Annotated in this window: 15 protein-coding genes and 1 pseudogene; 8 read left to right on the top strand and 8 right to left on the bottom strand. The window is 46.6% G+C overall.

Annotation, left to right across the window (positions count from 1 at the left end):
• Window positions 1-112: 112 nt before the first annotated feature.
• The 3 genes and pseudogenes from NYE20_RS01900 to NYE20_RS01890 form a co-directional block, all read right to left on the bottom strand.
• Window positions 113-696: pseudogene (locus NYE20_RS01900) on the bottom strand (L,D-transpeptidase).
• The gene (gene folE2 / locus NYE20_RS01895; protein ID WP_032724902.1) at window positions 693-1,607 is read right to left on the bottom strand and encodes a GTP cyclohydrolase FolE2; all 915 of its coding nucleotides are present in this window, start codon (window positions 1,605-1,607) and stop codon (window positions 693-695) included. Before folE2 ends, NYE20_RS01900 begins: the two are co-directional and overlap by 4 nt.
• A gap of 116 nt (window positions 1,608-1,723) precedes the next feature.
• A complete protein-coding gene (locus tag NYE20_RS01890; RefSeq protein ID WP_015252853.1) occupies window positions 1,724-2,929 on the bottom strand; it encodes a nitrate/nitrite transporter in 1,206 nt (401 codons plus the stop codon).
• A gap of 179 nt (window positions 2,930-3,108) precedes the next feature.
• On the opposite strand from NYE20_RS01890, the gene nasB reads away from it, so the two are divergent.
• The 5 genes from nasB to cobA all read left to right on the top strand — a co-directional run bounded on the left by nasB (window position 3,109) and on the right by cobA (window position 11,965).
• Window positions 3,109-5,424 carry an assimilatory nitrate reductase electron transfer subunit NasB gene (gene nasB, locus NYE20_RS01885; protein ID WP_161621338.1) on the top strand — a complete coding sequence of 772 codons (2,316 nt, stop codon included), beginning with the start codon at window positions 3,109-3,111 and terminating at the stop codon, window positions 5,422-5,424.
• 6 nt (window positions 5,425-5,430) lie between these two features.
• The gene (gene nasC / locus NYE20_RS01880; RefSeq protein ID WP_339184347.1) at window positions 5,431-7,563 is read left to right on the top strand and encodes an assimilatory nitrate reductase catalytic subunit; all 2,133 of its coding nucleotides are present in this window, start codon (window positions 5,431-5,433) and stop codon (window positions 7,561-7,563) included.
• A gap of 120 nt (window positions 7,564-7,683) precedes the next feature.
• Window positions 7,684-10,101: an NADPH-nitrite reductase gene (gene nasD, locus NYE20_RS01875; protein ID WP_161621336.1), complete on the top strand. Its 2,418-nt coding sequence runs from the start codon at window positions 7,684-7,686 to the stop codon at window positions 10,099-10,101.
• A gap of 31 nt (window positions 10,102-10,132) precedes the next feature.
• Window positions 10,133-10,453 (top strand): nitrite reductase small subunit NirD, encoded by a 321-nt coding sequence (gene nirD, locus NYE20_RS01870; protein ID WP_003246252.1) that lies wholly within the window; start codon window positions 10,133-10,135, stop codon window positions 10,451-10,453.
• A gap of 60 nt (window positions 10,454-10,513) precedes the next feature.
• Entirely contained in the window at window positions 10,514-11,965 is a 1,452-nt protein-coding gene (gene cobA, locus NYE20_RS01865) for a uroporphyrinogen-III C-methyltransferase (RefSeq protein ID WP_103803504.1), read from the top strand.
• A 31-nt stretch (window positions 11,966-11,996) separates the two neighbouring features.
• Here the strand turns inward: cobA and ffoR are convergent, their stop codons facing one another.
• On the bottom strand, window positions 11,997-13,007 hold the full coding sequence (gene ffoR / locus NYE20_RS01860) for a ferredoxin--NADP(+) reductase (protein WP_161621335.1): 1,011 nt from the start codon (window positions 13,005-13,007) through the stop codon (window positions 11,997-11,999).
• Between the two features lie 160 nt (window positions 13,008-13,167).
• Here ffoR and NYE20_RS01855 point away from each other — a divergent pair, with 160 nt between their 5' ends.
• From NYE20_RS01855 to NYE20_RS01845, 3 genes are all read left to right on the top strand, one after another.
• Window positions 13,168-14,022, top strand: a complete 855-nt coding sequence (locus tag NYE20_RS01855; protein ID WP_161621334.1) for an alpha/beta hydrolase — start codon at window positions 13,168-13,170, stop codon at window positions 14,020-14,022.
• A gap of 99 nt (window positions 14,023-14,121) precedes the next feature.
• Window positions 14,122-15,003, top strand: a complete 882-nt coding sequence (locus NYE20_RS01850; RefSeq protein WP_080286153.1) for a permease — start codon at window positions 14,122-14,124, stop codon at window positions 15,001-15,003.
• Window positions 15,004-15,007: 4 nt separating this feature from the next.
• Window positions 15,008-15,865, top strand: coding sequence for a TIGR03943 family protein (locus tag NYE20_RS01845; RefSeq protein WP_015252860.1), 858 nt, complete (start codon window positions 15,008-15,010; stop codon window positions 15,863-15,865).
• Between the two features lie 36 nt (window positions 15,866-15,901).
• Here NYE20_RS01845 and putR read toward each other — a convergent pair whose 3' ends face one another.
• The 4 genes from putR to putB form a co-directional block, all read right to left on the bottom strand.
• Window positions 15,902-17,137: a proline utilization transcriptional regulator PutR gene (gene putR, locus NYE20_RS01840; protein WP_003234651.1), complete on the bottom strand. Its 1,236-nt coding sequence runs from the start codon at window positions 17,135-17,137 to the stop codon at window positions 15,902-15,904.
• A gap of 152 nt (window positions 17,138-17,289) precedes the next feature.
• Entirely contained in the window at window positions 17,290-18,711 is a 1,422-nt protein-coding gene (putP, locus tag NYE20_RS01835) for a sodium/proline symporter PutP (protein WP_010886399.1), read from the bottom strand.
• Between the two features lie 123 nt (window positions 18,712-18,834).
• A complete protein-coding gene (pruA, locus tag NYE20_RS01830; protein ID WP_003234655.1) occupies window positions 18,835-20,382 on the bottom strand; it encodes an L-glutamate gamma-semialdehyde dehydrogenase in 1,548 nt (515 codons plus the stop codon).
• Window positions 20,383-20,398: 16 nt separating this feature from the next.
• Window positions 20,399-21,310, bottom strand: coding sequence for a proline dehydrogenase PutB (putB, locus tag NYE20_RS01825; RefSeq protein WP_003246421.1), 912 nt, complete (start codon window positions 21,308-21,310; stop codon window positions 20,399-20,401).
• Between the last annotated feature and the right edge of the window lie 8 nt (window positions 21,311-21,318).

The following is a 21,318-nucleotide window of genomic DNA, read 5'->3' as shown; positions in this document are numbered from 1 at the left end:
TAGCCTTTCCGCTTTTCACAGATACAGACAATGATAAGCCATTTATCTCAAAACGTAATTGTTACGATTTAAATTGTATGGTCTTTTTTCCTTTTTGTCAACGGTTTTCAATTCAGCTGATCACCACTTTTGTATGTTCAGGGATATTTTCATATATCCATTTCGCATCTGGAATGGTCAGCCTGATACAACCGTGAGATGCTTTTGTTCCTAGTTTTTCTGCTTCCGTTTTGATGACTTTTTGATCCTTTGTCATTGGCACACTATGAAATAGAAATTCACCGTGATTTTTCCATGATACCCAGTATTCTGCGCCTTCCCGGTATCCTTCGGAAAAAACCATTCTCCCCGTTCAGGCTCTACATAAAAGGTGCCCTTTGGCGTAGCATCATCTTTTGTTTGATCAAGACCAGAAGAGATTATCATTGTATAGATGGTGTTGCTTCCTTCCTTGATGTAAGCCTTCTGCTCCTTCACATTCACATCAATCCAGACATGCTTCTGTTTAATATCCGGATATTCTCCGCCCGAAGGCTTCGTCCAATCAATGCTTGTTTTTGCTGTTTTTCGAACGTCCGTTATGTTTTCGACCGTTTTCTTTAAATTGATACTTGCGTGTTCTTCTGCATGATCGGAGCAGGCTGACAGCAGGCTGACTGGCATAAGAACTGCAACAATGAATAATGAGAGTTTCATATTTTATCCACTTCCTTCGAAAAACACAGCTTCGCATAGGCATCGTGGGGATGGATCGATTCTTCATTGCGGCATTCAATCTCAAAGGCTGACACCCATTCAAGCTCAAACAAATCTGCAGCAATCAGCCGAGCGAGATCCTCAACAAACCTCGGATTTTCATAGGCCGTTTCTGTCACGGCTTTTTCATCAGGCCGCTTCAATACCGGATGCAGTCTCGCAGAAGCATTTGATTCTGCGGCGTGAAGCAAATCAGCTTTAACATCACTTGGCAGCGATGCGGCCGGATGAATATCCGCCCAAACGCTGACCGTTCCCCTCTGATTATGGGCACTATATTCGCTGATTTCCTTGGAGCAAGGGCACAGAGTCGTTACTTTTGCTGAGATGCCGGCACGCTGTTTAAACGGCTGATCTTTGCGATAGGTGACAGACATGAATATATCAGCATGCATCAAACCCGCTTTCTCAAGCTTCGGGCTTTTCCGTTCGAAAAACCACGGAAACCTCACTTCAACTGAGGCAGATGATGTGTCCATGTTTTCTGCAAGCTCTTTCGTAAATTGCTGAAGAGAGGAAAATGAGAGAACCCAGCCGTTTTGATGATAGACTTGCAACAGCTCTGTTAACCGGCTCATATTAATCCCCTTCTGATTTCTCGGCAAATCACAAGTCATTGTAAAGTTCGCAGCCGTTGTTTGCTCGGCAGGCATCATGGCAGAAGTGATTGTCACTGGATGGGACACATTAGCGACACCTACATGCTGAATGTCAAAAAAATAATCCTTCCTGATATTTTGCAGGTCCGTCATTTTCTCTTTTTCCACTGGTTTCTCGCCTTTGATCGGACTGACCGATCCAAAGTATTGAAGACGCTCCGTTTTTTTCGGGAGCAGCGTATGTTGATTCATTCAGAAAACTCCTCTCGCTAACAAATCGTAATAATTACTATTTATTTTGATCGGTTCACTGTTGAAAATCAAGAGAAAATAAAAAAGACACGCACAAACGCGTGTCCGTCAAAATCCTAAACATCCGCCGGACTGCTTTCCGCGCTCCAGCTTTTCCGCCAGTAATAGCCTGCGGCAAGCACAAGTGCAAACGCCAGCAGCGCGATACAGGAAAACGTGATAAAACCGATAGCATATGTGCCTGTCATCTGTTTGAGAGATCCTAAGATGTTCGGCAGGAAAAACCCTCCGATTCCTCCGGCCGCACCGACGATTCCCGTCACCATGCCAATTTCTTTGCGAAAACGCTGCGGCACGAGCTGGAATACTGCGCCGTTACCCATTCCGAGCCCCATCATTCCGACAAACAATAGAACAATAACCATTGAGAGAGATGGCAGGCTGCTGACTCCGGCCATACACAGTGCCACGATGACAAACAGTACAGAAAGAACTTTCGTGCCGCCGACACGATCCGAAATCAAGCCCCCGACAGGCCGGAAAAAGCTCCCCGCCGCTACACATAATGTAACGAAGTCGCCCGCGTGAATTTTTGACAGCTGGTATTGATCAACAAAGAAAATAGATAAAAAGCTTGAGAGCCCGACAAATCCGCCAAATGTGACGCTGTACAGCAGGCAGAAAAACCATGTTTCCTTTTGCCCGAACACATGCAGATAGCTTTTGAGCGGCTGCGGAGCCGGCTGTGCAGGAGAATCCTTTGCCATGGATACAAAAAGAATAAAGACGATCAATAATGGAATTAGCGCAATTCCCATGACAATGTGCCAGCCGAACTGCTCTGCCAGACGAGGGCCAAACAGGGTTGCAAACAACGTGCCGCTGTTCCCCGCTCCGGCAATCCCCATCGCAAGTCCCTGCAAATGAGGCGGATACCAGCGGCTGGCCATAGGCAGCGCTACAGCAAAGCTTGCCCCCGCCACGCCAAGCAGAATCCCGATGGCATACAGCTCAGTCAGGGAACGGCCGCCGAATGTCCCCCAAAGCAGCGGAATCATCGTCACCAGCATCCCGATCACTGCCGTTTTTTTCGGTCCGATTCTGTCCGTTAAAATACCAAGAATGATACGAAACACTGATCCAGATAAAATCGGCACAGCTACGACAAGCCCTTTCTCAAAAGGAGACAGGCCAAAATCCTGAGAAATATAAACACCCAGCGCCCCTAGCATAACCCATATCATAAAACTGACATCAAAGTATAAAAAGGAACAGAGCAAAGTGAGTGGATGACCGCTAGTTTTCAGTTCCGACAGCTTCATAAGATTCCCCTTTCTAGACCCTCATTATTTTACATTTTCTGAATCAAGGATATAGGACCATTATTTTCTGGAAAAGACATGTGTAAGTTTTTGTGACACGTTTAATGCGTTAACAGTGCATTGTGACATAATTTTTAATAGGAGAAAACTTACGAGCTTCGCCAAAGGAGGTCTGATACATGAAGAAACAAAGATTGGTGTTAGCGGGAAACGGCATGGCCGGAATCCGCTGTATTGAAGAAGTATTAAAGCTGAATCATCACATGTTTGAGATTGTCATTTTCGGAACCGAGCCGCATCCCAATTACAATCGCATTCTCTTATCCTCTGTATTGCAGGGTGAAGCGTCACTCGATGATATTACACTGAACAGCAAGGATTGGTACGACAAGCACGGGATCACGCTTTACACAGGCGAAACGGTTATTCAGATTGATACAGATCAGCAGCAGGTCATCACAGATCGGAAACGCACTCTGTCGTATGACAAATTAATAGTGGCAACAGGTTCCTCCCCTCATATTCTCCCTATCCCCGGGGCAGACAAAAAAGGTGTCTATGGATTTCGGACAATAGAAGACTGCCAAGCGCTGATGAAGATGGCTCAGCACTTTCAAAAGGCTGCGGTAATCGGAGCCGGCTTATTAGGACTGGAAGCTGCAGTCGGTTTACAGCATCTCGGTATGGATGTCAGCGTCATTCACCACTCCGCCGTCATTATGCAAAAACAGCTCGATCAAACAGCGGCGCGGCTGCTGCAAACAGAGCTGGAACAAAAAGGCCTAACCTTTCTTCTGGAGAAAGACACCGTCTCCATTTCCGGCGCCACCAAGGCAGACCGAATCCATTTTAAAGATGGCTCTTCATTAAAAGCAGACTTGATTGTGATGGCGGCCGGCGTCAGACCGAATATTGAATTAGCTGTATCCGCTGGAATCAAAGTGAACCGCGGGATCATCGTGAATGACTTCATGCAGACAAGCGAACCGAATATCTACGCCGTTGGTGAATGCGCCGAACATAACGGAACGGTGTACGGATTGGTGGCACCGCTTTATGAGCAGGGAAAAGCTCTCGCCAGTCATATTTGCGGCGTTCCATGTGAGGAATATCAAGGCTCAGCACCATCTGCGGCTTTAAAAATAGCTGGAATCGATGTGTGGTCAGCAGGAAAGATCCAAGAGGATGAACGCACGACGAGCATCAAAATCTACGACGAACAAGCAGGCGTTTATAAAAAAGCGCTTTTTGTAGATGACAAACTGGCCGGTGTTATTTTATTCGGAGACACCCGTGACAAGCAGCGGCTTCTCGACAGCCTGCTTAAACAACGAGACATCTCCATTGTCAAAAAGCAGATCATCGAACCGGAGACAAGCGGCCCTTTATTAGAATCCATGCCTTCCAGTGAAACGATTTGCCAATGCAACACAGTGACGAAAGGCGCGATTGAAGACGCGGTGCACACGAATAGCTTAACAACTGTTGAGGAAGTCAAGCACTGCACCAAAGCCACTGGGTCCTGCGGAGGATGCAAACCGCTCGTTGAAGACCTTTTGAGATACATGACCAACAGCGAATATACGAAGCCCGCCGGCACACCTTCGTTTTGCAGCTGTACTGATTTTACAGAAGACGACATCATCGCTGAGCTTCAGCGCAGGCCATTCACTAATCCGGCAGAAGTGATGGACCAGCTTGACTGGAGAACAAAAAAAGGATGCAGTACTTGTGTTCCTGCGATTCAATACTATCTGGAAATGCTGTACCCCGGGTTTGTCCAGCCTGAGCCAGCCACTGAAGAGACATGCATCCTGATTCCGCAAATGTACGGCGGGCGGACAAACGCGGAGCAGCTAAGAACCATCGCCAACATCATTGAGGCATACAGCATTCCCGACGTATCCATCACTCACGGCCAAAGGCTGAAGCTTTCCGGGATCAAGCCTGCGGATCTCCCGAACATAAAAAAAGACCTGAAGATGCCCGTTTACACTAATGAACACCGACACGCGCTGCAAAGCATCAAAGCATGTACATGCGGGCAAAATCGATCGATTCAGCAGCTGGCAGCCCAAATCGAAAGACAACTTGAGACGCTTCCCTTACCCGCTCCCATTTCTATCAGCTTATCATGTGAAACAGACTGCACCGATGCCGCCCTGCAAGATGTCGGCGCAATTCGGACACAAGCTGGCTGGGACATTTACATCGGAGGCGTCCGGGGAACTCATGCCCGTTCAGGAGCTCTGTTTTGCGTGACTGAGAACGAAGACAGCACTGCCGGCATGATCAAAGGACTGATCCAGTATTATCGGGAAACGGCTCATTACTTAGAAGCTGTTCATCAGTGGATAGACCGTCTCGGGATCGTTCATATCAGAGAAGTGCTATTCGAAGAAGACCTAAGGGCACAGCTGCTGGAAAGCCTCCAAACAGATCTGTCACTGATTCAAAACCCGACTGTAGAGACGGGTGCATATAAGAAAGGATGAGGCATTTTGACTGAACGACTGCTTAGATATTTCCGTGATAAACAGCAAGACGTCCAATCAGAAAAAACATATGACACTCAATGCCCGTTTTGTAGCATGCAGTGCAAAATGCAGCTCGTGGAACAAACCATCGTCACGCGCAAAAAGTACACTGCGATCGGGATTGATAATCCTACAACACAGGGTCGGCTATGCATGAAGGGCATGAACGCCCACCAGCATGCCCTGAACTCCTCCCGCATCACCCGGCCGCTGCTGAAGAAAAACGGCGAGTTTATGCCTGTTTCCTGGGAAGAAGCACTGAATTACATTAAAGACCAAGTGACAATGATCCAAGCAGAACACGGCCATGACGCTATGGCGGTATACGGAAGCGCCTCGATTACAAATGAAGAGGCGTATTTGTTAGGGAAATTCGCACGGGTGGGCTTACAGACAAAATACATCGACTACAACGGGAGGCTTTGTATGTCCGCCGCAGCAACCGCAGCCAACCAAACATTCGGCGCGGACAGAGGCTTAACGAATCCCTTATCAGACATTCCCCACACCCGTGTGATCATTCTGGCCGGCACCAATATCGCGGAGTGCCAGCCTACGATTATGCCATATTTTGAAAAAGCGAAAGAAAACGGAGCTTACATCATTGCCATTGATCCGCGTGAAACAGCGACAACAAAAATCGCCGATCTTCATTTGAAAATCAGACCCGGCACAGACGCCGCTCTTGCCAACGGTCTCGTCAAAATCATCATCGACGAACAGCTCGCAAACGAAGATTTTATTCAATCACGAACAAATGGATTCGAGGAGCTGAAGCAGCATACTGACTCGTTGAACCTGAATGACATCGCCGAACAGACGAGTGTCCCGCTGGTGGATATAAGAAAAGCGGCTGTAAAGTTTGCCAAGGAAACGTCCGGCATGCTGTTTACAGCCCGCGGGATTGAACAGCAAACCGATGGCACAGCGGCTGTGAAAGGCTTCTTAAACATGGTGCTGATCACAGGAAAAATCGGCAAGCCTTACTCAGGTTACGGGGCGATCACCGGACAAGGCAACGGGCAAGGTGCAAGAGAGCATGGCCAAAAAGCCGATCAGCTTCCGGGCTATCGATCTATTGAAAACGAACAACACCGGGCACATGTTGCGAAAGTGTGGGGAATCCATCAGGATGATCTGCCGCGAAAAGGTGTCTCAGCCTATGAAATGATGGAAAAAATCAACGACGGCGACATCAAAGGATTGTTCCTCATGTGCTCCAATCCTGCTGTCTCCAGCCCAAATGCGAATCTCGTGAAAAAGGCTTTACGTAAACTGGCATTCTTTGTTGCAATCGATTTGTTTATTTCTGAGACTGCGAAATACGCAGATGTGATTTTACCTGCCTCCTCTTACTTAGAAGATGAAGGCACCATGACAAATGTAGAAGGACGCGTGACATTAAGAGAAGCAAGCCGACCATGCCCCGGCGAAGCAAAGCATGATTGGCAGATCATTTGTGATCTCGCATCCGCTCTCGGCAAGGGCCGCTACTTTTCTTATACGTCAGCGGAGGATATTTTTAATGAATTGAGAGAAGCGAGCCGAGGCGGGATTGCCGATTATTCAGGCATCTCATACGACAGGCTCAGACGTGAAGGCGGCATTCATTGGCCGTGTCCGGAATCTGATCATCCCGGAACTGGGCGCTTGTTTACAGAATCATTTGCTCATCCGGATCAAAAAGCGGCATTAAGTGTGATTCCAAACGAACCACCTGTTCCAAAAGAGAAGCCGACAGCCGATTATCCGCTTTATTTAACGACAGGCAGAGTCATGTCTCACTACTTAACAGGCGTCCAAACAAGAAAAAGCGCCGCCCTTGCCGCGAGACATTTTGAATCGTTTATGGAAATCCATCCGCAAACAGCAGCGACCTACAATATCGAGGACCGTGTACTGGTAAAAATAGAATCGCCGCGGGGAAGCATCACCGTCCGCAGCAAATTATCAGAACAAATCAGAAAAGATACTGTTTTTGTTCCCATCCATTGGGCAGACGCTCAAAATGTGAATGATTTAATCGGGGAAGCCTTAGATCCAGCCTGTAAAATGCCCGGTTTTAAGGTATGTGCCGTCCGAATCAGACCCATTTAAATTTTTCATAAAATTTTTAGAACTTTTCGTATATTTTGTTACATTTTATAACATGTATCTTAAATATTCCTTTTTGCTGTGCTACGCTGGAAAAAACATTGATAAGGAGCGGATCATCTGATGGGAAAAAAACAGCTAGTTCTTGTTGGTAATGGAATGGCCGGGGTAAGGGCCATTGAAGAGATACTGAGTGTTGCTAAAGACGAGTTTCAGATCACAATTTTTGGTGCCGAACCGCATCCCAATTACAACCGAATCCTTTTGTCAAAAGTGCTTCAAGGCGATACAGATATTAAAGATATTACGTTAAACGATTGGGACTGGTACGAAGAAAACAACATTCAATTGTATACAAATGAAACAGTCATCAAAGTGGACACGGAAAACAAAACAGTCATCACAGATGCAGACAGAATCCAGCCTTACGATGAATTGATCTTGGCGACAGGCTCGGTCCCTTTTATCCTTCCGATTCCGGGCGCAGACAAAAAAGGCGTCACAGCTTTCCGGGACATAAAAGATACAGACACAATGCTCGCCGCGTCAAAACAATATAAAAAAGCTGCCGTCATCGGCGGAGGACTTCTTGGTTTGGAAGCAGCTCGCGGACTGCTGAATCTTGGCATGGACGTGTCCGTCATCCACCTTGCCCCATTCCTGATGGAGCGCCAGCTTGATGCAACGGCAGGACGCCTGCTGCAAAACGAGTTAGAAAAACAAGGTATGACCTTTTTACTTGAAAAGCAAACAGAAGAAATTGTCGGTGATGACCGTGTCGAAGGCCTTCGCTTCAAAGATGGCACAAGCATTGAAGCTGATTTAGTCGTCATGGCTGTCGGCATCCGTCCGAATACAACACTCGGCGCCGAGAGCGGCATTCCGGTTAACCGCGGCATCATCGTCAACGATTATATGCAGACTGAAATCCCGCACATTTACGCGGTCGGCGAATGTGCCGAGCACCGAGGAATCGCCTACGGGCTTGTGGCACCGCTCTATGAACAGGCAAAAGTGCTGGCGAAGCATATTTGCGGCATCGAAACAAAACCGTATGAGGGCTCCGTTCTCTCCACACAGTTAAAGGTATCAGGCGTCGAGGTTTTCTCTGCCGGTGACTTTAACGAATCAGAAGAGAAAAAAGCGATTAAAGTCTTCGATGAGCAGGACGGCATCTATAAAAAAATCGTCCTGAGAGGCAATCAAATAGTCGGTGCTGTTTTATTCGGCGACAGCAGCGAAGGCAATCGCCTGTTTTCTATGATTCAAAAAGAAGCCGATATCTCTGAAACCTCAAAAATATCAATCTTACAGCCTCTCGACCAACAAGCAGGCACAAGCATAACCGCAGCGATGAGCGACGATGAAATCATCTGCGGCTGTAATGGCGTGTCAAAAGGTGCGATTATTCAAGCCATACAGGAAAAGGGCTGCTCGTCAACGGACGAGATCAAAGCATGCACTGGCGCATCCCGCTCATGCGGAGGCTGTAAGCCACTCGTAGAAGAAATCCTCCAGCATACGCTCGGATCAGACTTTGATGCGTCAGCGCAAAAAGAAGCCATTTGCGGCTGCACCACATTGTCAAGAGATGAAGTCGTAGAAGAAATCAAAGCCAAAGGGCTGTCACATACAAGAGAAATCATGAATGTGCTCGGCTGGAAAACGCCAGAAGGCTGTTCCAAATGCCGGCCGGCTCTGAACTACTACTTAGGCATGATCAATCCAACCAAATACGAGGATGACCGGACATCCCGCTTTGTTAATGAACGAATGCACGCCAATATTCAAAAAGACGGAACATACTCAGTCGTTCCTCGGATGTACGGCGGCGTGACCAACTCCACAGACTTGCGCAAGATCGCCGATGTCGTTGACAAATATGAGATCCCGCTCGTGAAAATGACAGGCGGCCAGCGAATTGATCTTATCGGCGTGAAAAAAGAAGACCTTCCGAAGGTATGGGAAGATCTTGATATGCCGTCGGGCTACGCGTACGGAAAAACACTCCGCACAGTGAAAACATGTGTAGGCGAGCAATTCTGCCGCTTCGGCACACAAGACTCCATGGCACTGGGCATTGCGCTTGAGAAAAAATTCGAAGGGCTGAACACGCCGCACAAAGTCAAAATGGCCGTGTCTGCATGCCCGCGAAACTGTGCGGAATCCGGCATTAAGGACCTTGGCGTTGTCGGCATCGACGGAGGCTGGGAGCTTTATGTCGGCGGAAACGGCGGAACCCACTTGCGTGCCGGCGATTTGCTGATGAAGGTGAAAACAAATGAAGAAGTCTTGGAATACGCAGGCGCTTACCTGCAATATTACAGAGAAACCGCAAACTATCTGGAGCGTACGTCCGCATGGCTTGAGCGCGTCGGTTTATCCCATGTCCAATCCGTGTTAAACGATCCGGAAAAGCGGCAGGAGCTGAACGACCGAATGAATGAAACACTCTCTGTCCACAAGGATCCGTGGAAAGACTTTTTAGAGGATAAACAAACCTCGAAAGAATTATTTGAAAATGTCGTGACCACATCATAATGACAAAAACAATCATTGAGGAGGAATGGACATGGTAAACAAAGACGTAACAAAAGTATGTATCGGAAAAATTGAAGAATTGCCTGAACAATTAGGTAAAACAGTGTATATTGAAGATAAGGAGCTCGCGGTTTTCAAGCTTTCAGACGGAAGCATCCGCGCCATCGAAAACCGCTGTCCGCATAAGGGCGGCGTCCTGGCAGAAGGCATCGTCAGCGGTCAATATGTTTTCTGCCCGATGCACGACTGGAAAATTTCCTTAGAAGACGGAATCGTCCAAGAACCTGACCACGGATGCGTCAAAACATATGAAACGCTGATCGAAGGAGAACATGTTTATCTCGTATATTGATCAAAAGACCGGATCACTTTTCTAGTGGTCCTTCATTTTTTACAGTGACGGAAGGATGACATGATCATGAAGAACGGAATCGTATATTTCGTGGGAGCCGGACCCGGCGACCCAGGCCTGCTCACCATCAAAGGAAAACAGGCGCTCGAGGAAGCAGATGTGATTTTATATGACCGGCTCGCCAACCCGAAGCTGCTCGAATTTGCATCACCGGACTGCCAGTTTATTTATTGCGGAAAACTGCCAAACCGCCATTTTATGAAACAAAAAGAAATTAACGCCCTGCTGGTTGAAAAAGCATTAAATGGGTTAACCGTCGTTCGCTTGAAGGGCGGAGATCCGAGCGTATTCGGCAGAGTCGGCGAGGAAGCAGATGCTCTTCATGAGCACGGCATTCGCTATGAAATGGTGCCGGGAATCACCTCTGGAATTGCAGCGCCGCTATATGCGGGCATCCCCGTCACGCATCGGGATTTCGCATCGTCTTTTGCCATGATTACAGCGCATGATAAATCATTAAAAGGCACGCCGAACCTTGACTGGGAAGGGCTTGCACGAAGCGTACAAACCCTTGTTTTTTACATGGGTGTCAAGAACTTGTCTTATATTTGCCAGCAGCTTATTTCATACGGGAAATCACCTTCTGTCCCTGTCATTGTCATCCAATGGGGAACGTGGGGCCGCCAGCGGAGTGTGAAAGGAACGCTTGAGAACATCCAGCAAAAAGTGCAGGAACACCAGATTACAAACCCTGCGATTATCGTCATCGGAGACATCGTCAACTTTCAAACACACAGCTGGTTTGAAAGCAAACCGCTCATCGGACGGCATTTGATGGTTGTGACTCATGGCGAAGATGAAGACCCGCTTGCAGACAAGCTGCGCGATTCCGGCGCCGATGTCATCGAGTGGCCGAAATGGCGGACCGAAAACATGCCTGTCAATGAAGACATTCTTCGAAAGATTGGCACCTTTGAAGACGTTTTTTTCACATCGCGCCGGGCAGTTTGTGAATTTTTCAGAGCACTGGCTTCTCAGAAAATCGACATCCGCCAGCTGACAGCCAAACTGAGTGCAGCATCTGAACATGCAAAGACGGAGCTTGAAAAACGGGGGTTTCTTGTCACCGCCATTCAGCCTGATTCAGAGAAATGTCTTGTTGTCGGGAGCCGCCATGCAGTGGAATTCATGCAAAAGCATGAATCCTGTTCGTTTTATATCACTCATGAAAACGTCATAGATGACCGGTTCACCCACATGATTCAGCGTACCATCAGTGAATCCCCGCTGCACATGGTCATTTGCCCGAACAAGCTGTCCGTTCAGCAATTGATCAATGGTGGCGAACAAATTGGCATTTCGCCGGAATTGTCAGCAAGCCGGCCTCCTATCGTCTGTATAGGCGATGACTCAGCTGCCGGGGCTTATGGATTCACAGCCGTACAAGAACAGGATGAATTGCTAGCTTTCATTCAGAATCAACAGACGCAGAAAAAGCTCCTTCACAGCTGATGGCTGGCAGCCCTTTCCCCCAAGGGCTGTTTTATTTATGTACCAATTTTTTGTGATGGGTGGAATACATCGCCATATTCTCAGCCTTAGGATCCAAATAAGCCTTAGCGCTGTTGACTGCTGTCGGGCCTTCGGTAAAGCCGCCGGCAATCAATCTCAGCTTGCTTTCATAAAAAGCCGCGTCGCCCGCCACAAACACGCCCGGAAGATTCGTTCGCATATGTCTGTCAGCTTTCACCCTGCCTTCTTCAATCTCCAGTCCCCACTCCTTCATCGGCCCGAGACCAATTTTGAACCCATGATTGATGATCAGCTCATCAATTTCTATGTCTTCCCTCTGGCTAGACTCAGTATGACAAACGGTCACGCTTTTGATGCGCTCTTCATCTCCGTTCAACTGCTCCAGCCGATAAGGAGTAAGCACCCGCACCGATGATTGCTTCATTTTCGTCACGCTGCTTTCCATTCCGCCGAATTCCTCACGCCGATGAACGACAGTCACAGACGCCGCAATCGGTTCAAGCTCATTAGCCCAGTCGACTGCAGTATCTCCGCCGCCTGATATCACCACGCGTTTCCCTTTAAACGCATCGAGCTTCTCCACTCCATAATGAAGATTTTTGCCCGCATATCGGGCCGCATCCTCGCTGTCAAACTCATTGACCTCAAGCGTACCCATGCCGCAAGCCAAAATTACAGTTCTTGTATAGTGCTTTTCCCCTTCAGAACCCGTCAGTACAATGGTGCCGTCACCCAGGCGTTCAAACCCGGTCACACGCTGATTCAATACGATATCAGGATCAAACGTTGCCGCCTGCTCCTTCAGCTGCTCGATCAGCTGCTTTCCCGCAATCCCCGGTATGCCGCCGATATCGCGAATGATTTTCTCAGGAAAGAATAAAGACACCTTCCCTCCGAGCTTCGGCAAAAATTCGATTACCTTTGTTTTCAGCTCCCGCATCCCGCAGTAAAAAGCAGTAAACAGCCCAATCGGCCCCCCGCCTATAATCGTAACGTCATATACCTCTTGATTCTCAGCCATCCGTCCTGCCTCCCGTTCACATCTATATCAAAGTTTTAATTGAGAATGAATATCAATACAAAGTATATCATATTTCACGAGCCTGTGTTTATTCATTTCTTCACCTTGTGATCAATTGTTGAAAACCCTATAATAGGCAAAAAACAAATGGGAGTAACAGATGAAAAGACGAGTCGAAACGATCACCTTCGATGGCAGTACACTAGAATATTCTGTGACAGGCAAGGGAACTCCGATCCTTGTCATGCATGGCGGGCATTCAAATTGTTACGAGGAATTCGGATACACAGCGTTGATTGAACAAGGGTATTCCATCATTACGCCTTCAAGGCCCGGCTATGGACGAACGTCAAAAGAAATTGGAAAAAGTCTTGCCAACGCCTGCCGTTTCTATGTGAAATTATTAGATCATTTACAAATCGACAGTGTCCATGTGATCGCCATCTCAGCAGGAGGGCCGAGCGGCATATGCTTTGCCTCACATTATCCAGAAAGAGTAAATACATTGACCCTGCAATCCGCGGTCACCAAAGAGTGGCTCACCCCAAAAGACACTGAATATAAATTGGGGAGAATTCTCTTCCGCCCGCCGGTGGAAAAGTGGATATGGAAGCTGATTTCTTCTTTGAATAACGCTTTCCCGCGTTTGATGTTTCGAGCTATGAGCCCCCAATTCAGCACGCTTCCGTTTCAGCGAATCAAGTCCTTGATGGATGAAAAAGACATAGAAGCATTTCGGAAAATGAACAGCCGGCAGCGCTCGGGTGAAGGATTTCTGCTTGACTTGTCACAAACCGCCGCTGTCTCTTTAAAAGACCTGCAAGCCATCATATGTCCCGTGCTGATTATGCAAAGTGTTTATGATGGATTGGTTGACTTGTCACATGCACATCATGCAAAAGAGCACATTCGTGGCGCTGCTCTCTGTTTGCTTCACTCATGGGGACACCTGATTTGGCTCGGAAAAGAAGCTGCAGAAACAGACAGTATCCTACTCGGCTTTTTGGAATCCTAACCAAAGTGAAACGATCCTTTCCCCTCCTCCGTCAAACAAGCAGTGCCTTTTTTTCTGGTATCATAAGAAAGGCAGCTTAACATGAGCGGAGGTTTTATTGTGACAGCACAATCATCTTTTCTTCAGCTGAATTCTATTTTTATCAGCATTTTAATAGAAGCCATTCCGTTTATTCTGATTGGCGTCATACTTTCCGGAATCATTCAAATGTTTGTTTCTGAAGAAATGATTGCAAGAATCATGCCGAAAAACCGTTTTCTCGCCGTTTTATTCGGTGCGCTGGCCGGCGTTTTATTTCCCGCCTGCGAATGCGGCATCATCCCGATTACGAGGCGGCTTCTGTTAAAGGGAGTTCCTCTGCATGCGGGGGTTGCTTTCATGCTGACCGCGCCTATCATTAATCCTATCGTTTTATTTTCTACTTATATTGCGTTCGGGAATAGATGGAGCGTTGTCTTTTACAGAGGCGGACTGGCTCTCGCCGTTTCGCTGATCATCGGGGTCATCTTATCCTATCAATTTAAGGATAACCAGCTTTTAAAGCCTGATGAACCCGGGCACCATCATCATCACGGCACCTTGCTCCAAAAACTGGGCGGGACCTTGCAGCATGCCATTGATGAATTTTTCTCCGTGGGGAAATATTTAATCATCGGCGCCTTTATCGCAGCCGCTATGCAGACGTATGTCAAAACATCCACTCTGCTTGCGATCGGGCAGAATGATGTATCCTCTTCCCTCGTGATGATGGGTCTGGCGTTTGTCCTGTCGCTTTGTTCAGAAGTTGATGCGTTCATCGCGTCTTCCTTCAGCAGCACATTTTCATTAGGATCGTTAATCGCCTTTCTCGTCTTTGGCGCAATGGTGGATATTAAGAATCTATTGATGATGCTTGCGGCCTTCAAAAAACGATTTGTTTTCCTGCTGATTACATACATTGTCGTGATTGTTTTAGCGGGATCACTACTGGTAAAGGGGTGATTGGGTGTTTCGTCTATTGGTGCTGATGGGATTTACGTTTTTCTTTTATCATCTGCATGCCTCAGGAAATCTAACAAAATATATCAATATGAAATATTCCTATCTTTCCTTTATTGCGATCTTCCTGCTGGCCATTTTGACAGCCGTTCAAGCGTACCTATTTATCAAGTCGCCTGAAAAAAGCGGGCATCACCATGACCATGATTGCGGGTGCGGCCATGATCACGAGCATGACCATGAACAAAACAAGCCATTTTATCAGCGTTATTTGATTTATGTTGTTTTTCTTTTTCCTTTGGTGTCAGGCATCTTCTTCCCGATTGCAACGCTTGACTCATCCATTGTCAAAACAAAAGGGTTCTCGTTTAAGGCGATGGAGAGCGGAGATCACTACTCCCAAACACAGTATTTGCGGCCTGATGCCAGCCTTTATTACGCGCAAGACAGCTATGACAAACAAATGAAACAGCTGTTTAATAAGTATTCCAGCAAAAAAGAGATTTCTCTGACCGATGACGATTTCCTAAAAGGAATGGAAACCATCTATAACTATCCGGGTGAATTTCTCGGACGGACGATAGAATTCCATGGATTTGCTTACAAAGGAAACGCAATTAACAAAAATCAGTTGTTCGTATTAAGGTTTGGCATCATTCACTGTATCGCTGATTCCGGCGTGTACGGGATGCTTGTGGAATTTCCGAAGGACATGGACATTAAGGATGATGAATGGATTCACATTAAGGGCACTCTGGCCTCAGAGTATTACCAGCCATTCAAGTCAACTCTCCCTGTCGTCAAAGTAACTGACTGGAATACCATTAAAAAACCTGATGATCCGTATGTTTACAGAGGATTTTAAGTGAAGACGAAACCAGTACAAGTACTGGTTTCTTTTTTATTTCTTTTTCATCAGCATCAAATCGAGATAGAGCTGGCACCGCGTTCTGAAATCGCTTAAATCGATCGACGTCATCTCAGTAATCTGTTTGATGCGGTAATTCAATGTATTTTGGTGAATAAAGAGCTGTTCTGCCGCTGGTTTTGTTTTGCAGTTGTTGAGGAGATAGATTTCCAAGGTTTTGAGCAGCTCAGTGCTGCTTTCTTCATCTTTCGCTTTTAATAAAGCTAAATCTTTATTCTCGTATTCTAAAAATTCATTTTTCTGTTCGATGCTTTCTAAATAGCGGTAAATGCCGAGTTTGGCATATTCATATGGAATGTTTTCCTGATTGCCGGTGATTTCTGCGGCTTTGATGACTTCAAGTGCTTCTGTGTAGCTCTTGCCAAGTTTTAATAGGTGATTATATTCGTTTCCGATACCGATATAAATAGGGGTAGGTATTTTTTGAAAGTGAAAATGTGTTAACAGCTTGTTAATAAACTCAGAAGCTGCTGAGGAGACGGAGCTTTTTTGGGAAAAACTCGCTACGACGATGACAATATTTGATTCGATCGTTAAGACATGACTGACCTTATCCCGTAAATTCAGGTACGACCTGATATTTTCCTTTAAATCCTCTACCGCTTCCCCATCCCCATTTGCGGCGTGCAGGATCACAACTGAAAACATGGAAGGCAGCACGGTGTTGATCCTTTCAGCTTCCCGTCTGAGTTCCTTCTCAGAGGTAAATTGCTGGTAGATCGCCCGTTTGATGAGATCCTCTGCTTTTTCTTCCTTTTCCTGTTTCAATTTATTCGTTTTATAAATGATTTTCCCGACATGGAAGGAGGTCTCGTACAAAAAGTCGAGCTCTTCATCCGTCAGATTTTGGTCCAGCTCCTGAATCCAGATGTAGCCCATGACTTCCCCTTTGTGCTTTGCACTCACGACCACCCTCTGGTTTAACCCAATGCTTTCAATTTTATTGACGCGAAAAGGCTCAGGCTCAGTTTTCAATTTTTCAATAATTCCGTCCTTCAGAAACCTCTCAAAAATCTGGACCGGACACTTTTTCGAAAAAATAGTCTGCTGGTTGGCAGAATCAAAATGGTTAATATAGTAAGAATTATAGGCTAACAAAAAGAAATCCGCGCTTTCCAGTATCACTGGCTTTTGCAGCTCATAGCTAATAAAATCAATCAGCTTATCAACATCTGAAAATGAAAAAACTCTCTCTAAAAGCTCTTCCATACCTTTTTCTCCTATACTTTTTTTACTTTAATCATATCCATACGGGGTCTTTTTGTATAGAAAAAAATACGTTTGTTTCCAAAAGAAAAAAATGGCCGCTTAAAAGGAGAAAAGAGGAAAAAGGGACAGCCCCTTCCTCCTCCTTTCGATCTTTATTGTGACATTGTATCTTGGTAGTCGTTGAACTGGTCTGTGACAGCTTGTGACGGAGCCTGCGTCAATATGCTGACAAAAAAGACAGATAATAGACTCGCAGCAAAACCAGGTATCATTTCATACAGAAAGTCCGAAAGACCGGCATTCGCCCAAATGATTACAGTCGCTGCTCCCACAATCATGCCGGCGAGTGCCCCCCATTTGGTCATTCGTTTCCAAAACAGACTGAGCAGTACAACCGGCCCGAATGATGCACCGAAGCCCGCCCACGCGTAGCTGACCAATCCAAGGATAGTGTTATTTTTCTCCCAAGCCAGAACCAACGCGACAATTGAAACAGCCAGAACAGCCAGACGGCCTAAAAACACCAGCTCTTTATCTGAAGCTGAGCGTCTGAACATCGACTTATACAAATCTTCTACCAGAGAGCTTGATGTCACAAGCAGCTGAGAAGAAATGGTACTCATAATCGCAGCCAAAATCGCTGAAATCAGAAAACCCGTGATAATCGGATGAAACAAGATATTCCCTAATTGAATAAAAATCGTCTCTGGGTCCTTCAGTGTCATGCCGCGCTGATGGTAATAAGCGATTCCGCCCAAACCGGTCAGCACTGCGCCTACTGCAGACAAAATCATCCAGCCCATCCCGATTCTGCGCGCTCTTTTGATCTCTTTGACAGACGTGATCGCCATAAAACGCACAATAATATGCGGCTGGCCAAAGTATCCCAGCCCCCAGGCAAACAAAGAAATAATGCCAAGGACGCTCGTTCCTTTGAAAATATTAAACATATCAGGATCTACAGAGCGGATTTCAGCAACTGTATCACCTGCTCCTCCCGTGTGGAAAAACGTAACGATCGGCACAAGAATGAGTGCGGCAAACATAATGATCCCCTGAACAAAATCTGTCCAGCTGACTGCCAAAAAGCCGCCAAACAGGGTATATGCCACAACAACACCCGTCACAATCCACAGGCCGGTGTGATAATCCATCCCCAAGATGCTGTTGAATAAGACGCCGCCGGACACCATTCCGGACGATACATAAAACGTGAAAAAGACTAAAATGACAATTCCTGAAAACAGTCTGAGAAGCTTTGTTTGATCTCCGAAGCGATTTTCCAGGAATCCGGGAATTGTAATGGAATTCCCCGCTTTTTCAGTATAGGTTCTCAGCCGCGGTGCGACGTAAAGCCAGTTCGCCCACGCTCCAAGGCAAAGTCCGATGACGATCCAAGCGCCGCTCAGACCAGTAGAAAACATGGCGCCCGGAAGCCCCATTAGCAGCCAGCCGCTCATATCGGCAGCGCCGGCACTGAGAGCAGTTACTGCCGGACCCAAAGAGCGTCCTCCCAGCATGTAATCCGTCAGATTCGACGTACGCTTGTAAGCAAAGTAGCCGATTAGCAGCATTCCCGCCATATAAATACAAATCGAAATAATCAGCTGTGTGTTTTCTATGGCACTTCCTCCTCTTTTTTATAGTATATGGATGAAATGGACACCCCCGCAGGGAGGATGCCCATTTAGTCCCGCTTAGAACATTTCACTGATTGTTTTTGCTTGCATATGCAGAGCCAAGTAATCCGGCCCGCCTGCTTTTGAATCCGTTCCCGACATTTTGAAGCCGCCAAACGGATGGTAGCCGACGATAGCACCTGTACAGTTGCGGTTGAAGTATAGGTTTCCGACATGGAATTCCTGTTTCGCACGCTCGATGTGCTTGCGGTTGTTTGTGATAACCGCGCCTGTCAAACCATATTCAGTATTGTTTGCCACTTCTAAAGCTTCATCAAAGTCTGACACTTTACAAAATGCAACGACAGGTCCGAAAATTTCTTCCTGCATGAGTCTTGCTTTCGGATCAAGGTCAGCGAAGATCGTCGGTTTGATGAAGTATCCTTTCGAATCATCACCAGTACCGCCGCTTACTAAACGCCCTTCCTGTTTTCCGATCTCAATATAGCTCATAATTTTATCATAAGAACCTTGGTCAATGACAGGTCCCATATAAACATCTGCACTGTCAGGTTTAGCTGTTACTTTTGATTCCGTAATTTCAATGACACGCTCTAATACTTGATCATACACTTTTTCATGAACTACTGCACGTGAACCTGCAGAGCATTTTTGTCCCGCAAAGCCGAATGCTGAAGTAAAGATCGATTGAGCCGCTAATTCAATGTCCGCATCCTCATCGACAACAACCGTATCTTTACCGCCCATTTCAGCGATGACACGCTTTAAGTGCTGCTGGCCTGGCTGAACCTTCGCCGCGCGTTCGAAAATTCTCGTACCAACTTCTCTTGATCCCGTAAATGTGATAAGGCTTGTTTTCGGATGGTCAACAAGATAGTCGCCTACTTCCGCTCCGCTTCCCGGAACAAAGTTGACTACGCCTTTTGGCAATCCGGACTCTTCAAGCACCTCAACAAATTTTGCTGCAATAACAGGTGTAGCACTCGCAGGTTTCAGAACCACTGTGTTTCCAGTAACGATCGGCGCCACTGTTGTGCCTGCCATGATCGCAAACAAGAAGTTCCAAGGCGGGATAACGACTGTCACTCCAGTCGGCGTGTATACATATTGGTTTTTCTCGCCTTCACGGCTGTTGACCGGTTTGCCTTTTGCCAGTTCGATCATTTGTCGTGCATAATACTCCATGAAGTCAATTGCTTCAGCCGTATCGGCATCCGCCTCGTTCCAAGGCTTTCCTGCTTCTTTCACAAGCAAAGCTGAGAATTCATGTTTTCTTCTGCGGACTTTGGCAGCAGCGCGGAACAGGACAGCCGCTCTCTCTTCAGGAGACGTGTATCTCCACTCTTCAAATGCTTTTGCAGCCGCTTGAATCGCTTGCTCAGCGTGCTCTTGAGAAGCTTTTGACACTCGGCCGACGACTTCTTCTTTATCAGCCGGGTTGATTGAAACGATTTTCGCTTCCGTTTCCACTCTCTCGCCGTTAATGACAAGCGGATAGTCTTTTCCTAAATATTCGCTTACTGTCGCAAGCGCTTTTTTAAACGCTTCCACGTTGTTTTGATCTTGGAAATTTGTGAATGGCTCGTGTTTGTAAGGTGTTGTCATGATAATCTCTCCTTTTTTACTTCTTTGTCATTCCTTTGAAAGCAAATGCAATGTTTGACGGACGTTCTGCAAGGCGTCTCATAAAGTAGCCGTACCAATCCTCGCCGTATGGCAGGTAGACTCTCATGTTATAACCTTCTTTTACGAGGCTGAGCTGGGTTTGCGACCGCATGCCGTACAGCATCTGAAATTCAAACTTGTCATTGGCAATGCCATGTTCCTTGGCAAGCTGCTTTGTAAAGTCGATCATTTTGTCGTCATGTGTGGCAATCGCTGTATAGTGACCGTTTAAGAGCTGCTTTCGGATGATTTTTTTGTAATTTTCATCGACATCGCTTTTCTCCGGGAAAGCTACTTTTTCTGATTCTTTATAAGCTCCTTTTACAAGGCGAAGGAACGGGTTTAAAGAATCCAAATCGTCAATGTCTTTTTCCGTCCGGTACAGATAGGCTTGCAGCACTGTGCTCACATGCTCGTATTTCTTTCTGAAATCTTTGAAAATATCAAGCGTTTTCTGGCATCTGACTTCGTCCTCCATGTCAATGGTGACCATGATTTTATGTTTCTCGGCCGTCTGAAGGATTTTTGTCATATTTTCATACACCAAATCCATATCTATATCCAAACCTAAAGACGTCATTTTTAAAGAAACGTGTGAGTTCAGCTCCTGATCCGCGATGGTCGCAATGGTTTGAATGCACTCTTCCGTACGCTCCCGTGCGACCTCGGCGCTGTTCACAAACTCGCCTAAATGATCGACAGTAACTGACAGGCCTTGGCTGTTAAGCTGTCGAATGGTCGGGATTGAACTGTTAAAGTCATTCCCGCCGATAATTTTACCCGCTGCTACCCGGCTTCCCCAGTTCCTCGCCATTTTATTGAGAAAGCCGCTTTTGGATAAAAATAAGAAAAAATCTCTTGTGATCACTTCCAACC

This window comes from Bacillus sp. FSL R5-0416 (assembly GCF_037975425.1).
GTDB lineage: Bacteria > Bacillota > Bacilli > Bacillales > Bacillaceae > Bacillus > Bacillus subtilis.
Note: the sequence above shows the minus strand (reverse complement) of the source record. Positions and strands in the feature narration are given on the sequence as shown.

Excerpts from the sequence above, each read along its gene's own strand:
- nirD (WP_003246252.1), top strand. The coding sequence starts at position 10,133 with ATGGTAAACAAAGACGTAACAAAAGTATGTATCGGAAAAATTGAAGAA.
- cobA (WP_103803504.1), top strand. The coding sequence starts at position 10,514 with ATGATCATGAAGAACGGAATCGTATATTTCGTGGGAGCCGGACCCGGC.
- folE2 (WP_032724902.1), bottom strand. The coding sequence starts at position 1,607 with ATGAATCAACATACGCTGCTCCCGAAAAAAACGGAGCGTCTTCAATAC.
- NYE20_RS01855 (WP_161621334.1), top strand. The coding sequence starts at position 13,168 with ATGAAAAGACGAGTCGAAACGATCACCTTCGATGGCAGTACACTAGAA.
- putP (WP_010886399.1), bottom strand. The coding sequence starts at position 18,711 with ATGCTGCTAATCGGCTACTTTGCTTACAAGCGTACGTCGAATCTGACG.
- nasB (WP_161621338.1), top strand. The coding sequence starts at position 3,109 with ATGAAGAAACAAAGATTGGTGTTAGCGGGAAACGGCATGGCCGGAATC.
- ffoR (WP_161621335.1), bottom strand. The coding sequence starts at position 13,007 with ATGGCTGAGAATCAAGAGGTATATGACGTTACGATTATAGGCGGGGGG.
- putR (WP_003234651.1), bottom strand. The coding sequence starts at position 17,137 with ATGGAAGAGCTTTTAGAGAGAGTTTTTTCATTTTCAGATGTTGATAAG.
- NYE20_RS01890 (WP_015252853.1), bottom strand. The coding sequence starts at position 2,929 with ATGAAGCTGTCGGAACTGAAAACTAGCGGTCATCCACTCACTTTGCTC.
- nasD (WP_161621336.1), top strand. The coding sequence starts at position 7,684 with ATGGGAAAAAAACAGCTAGTTCTTGTTGGTAATGGAATGGCCGGGGTA.
- pruA (WP_003234655.1), bottom strand. The coding sequence starts at position 20,382 with ATGACAACACCTTACAAACACGAGCCATTCACAAATTTCCAAGATCAA.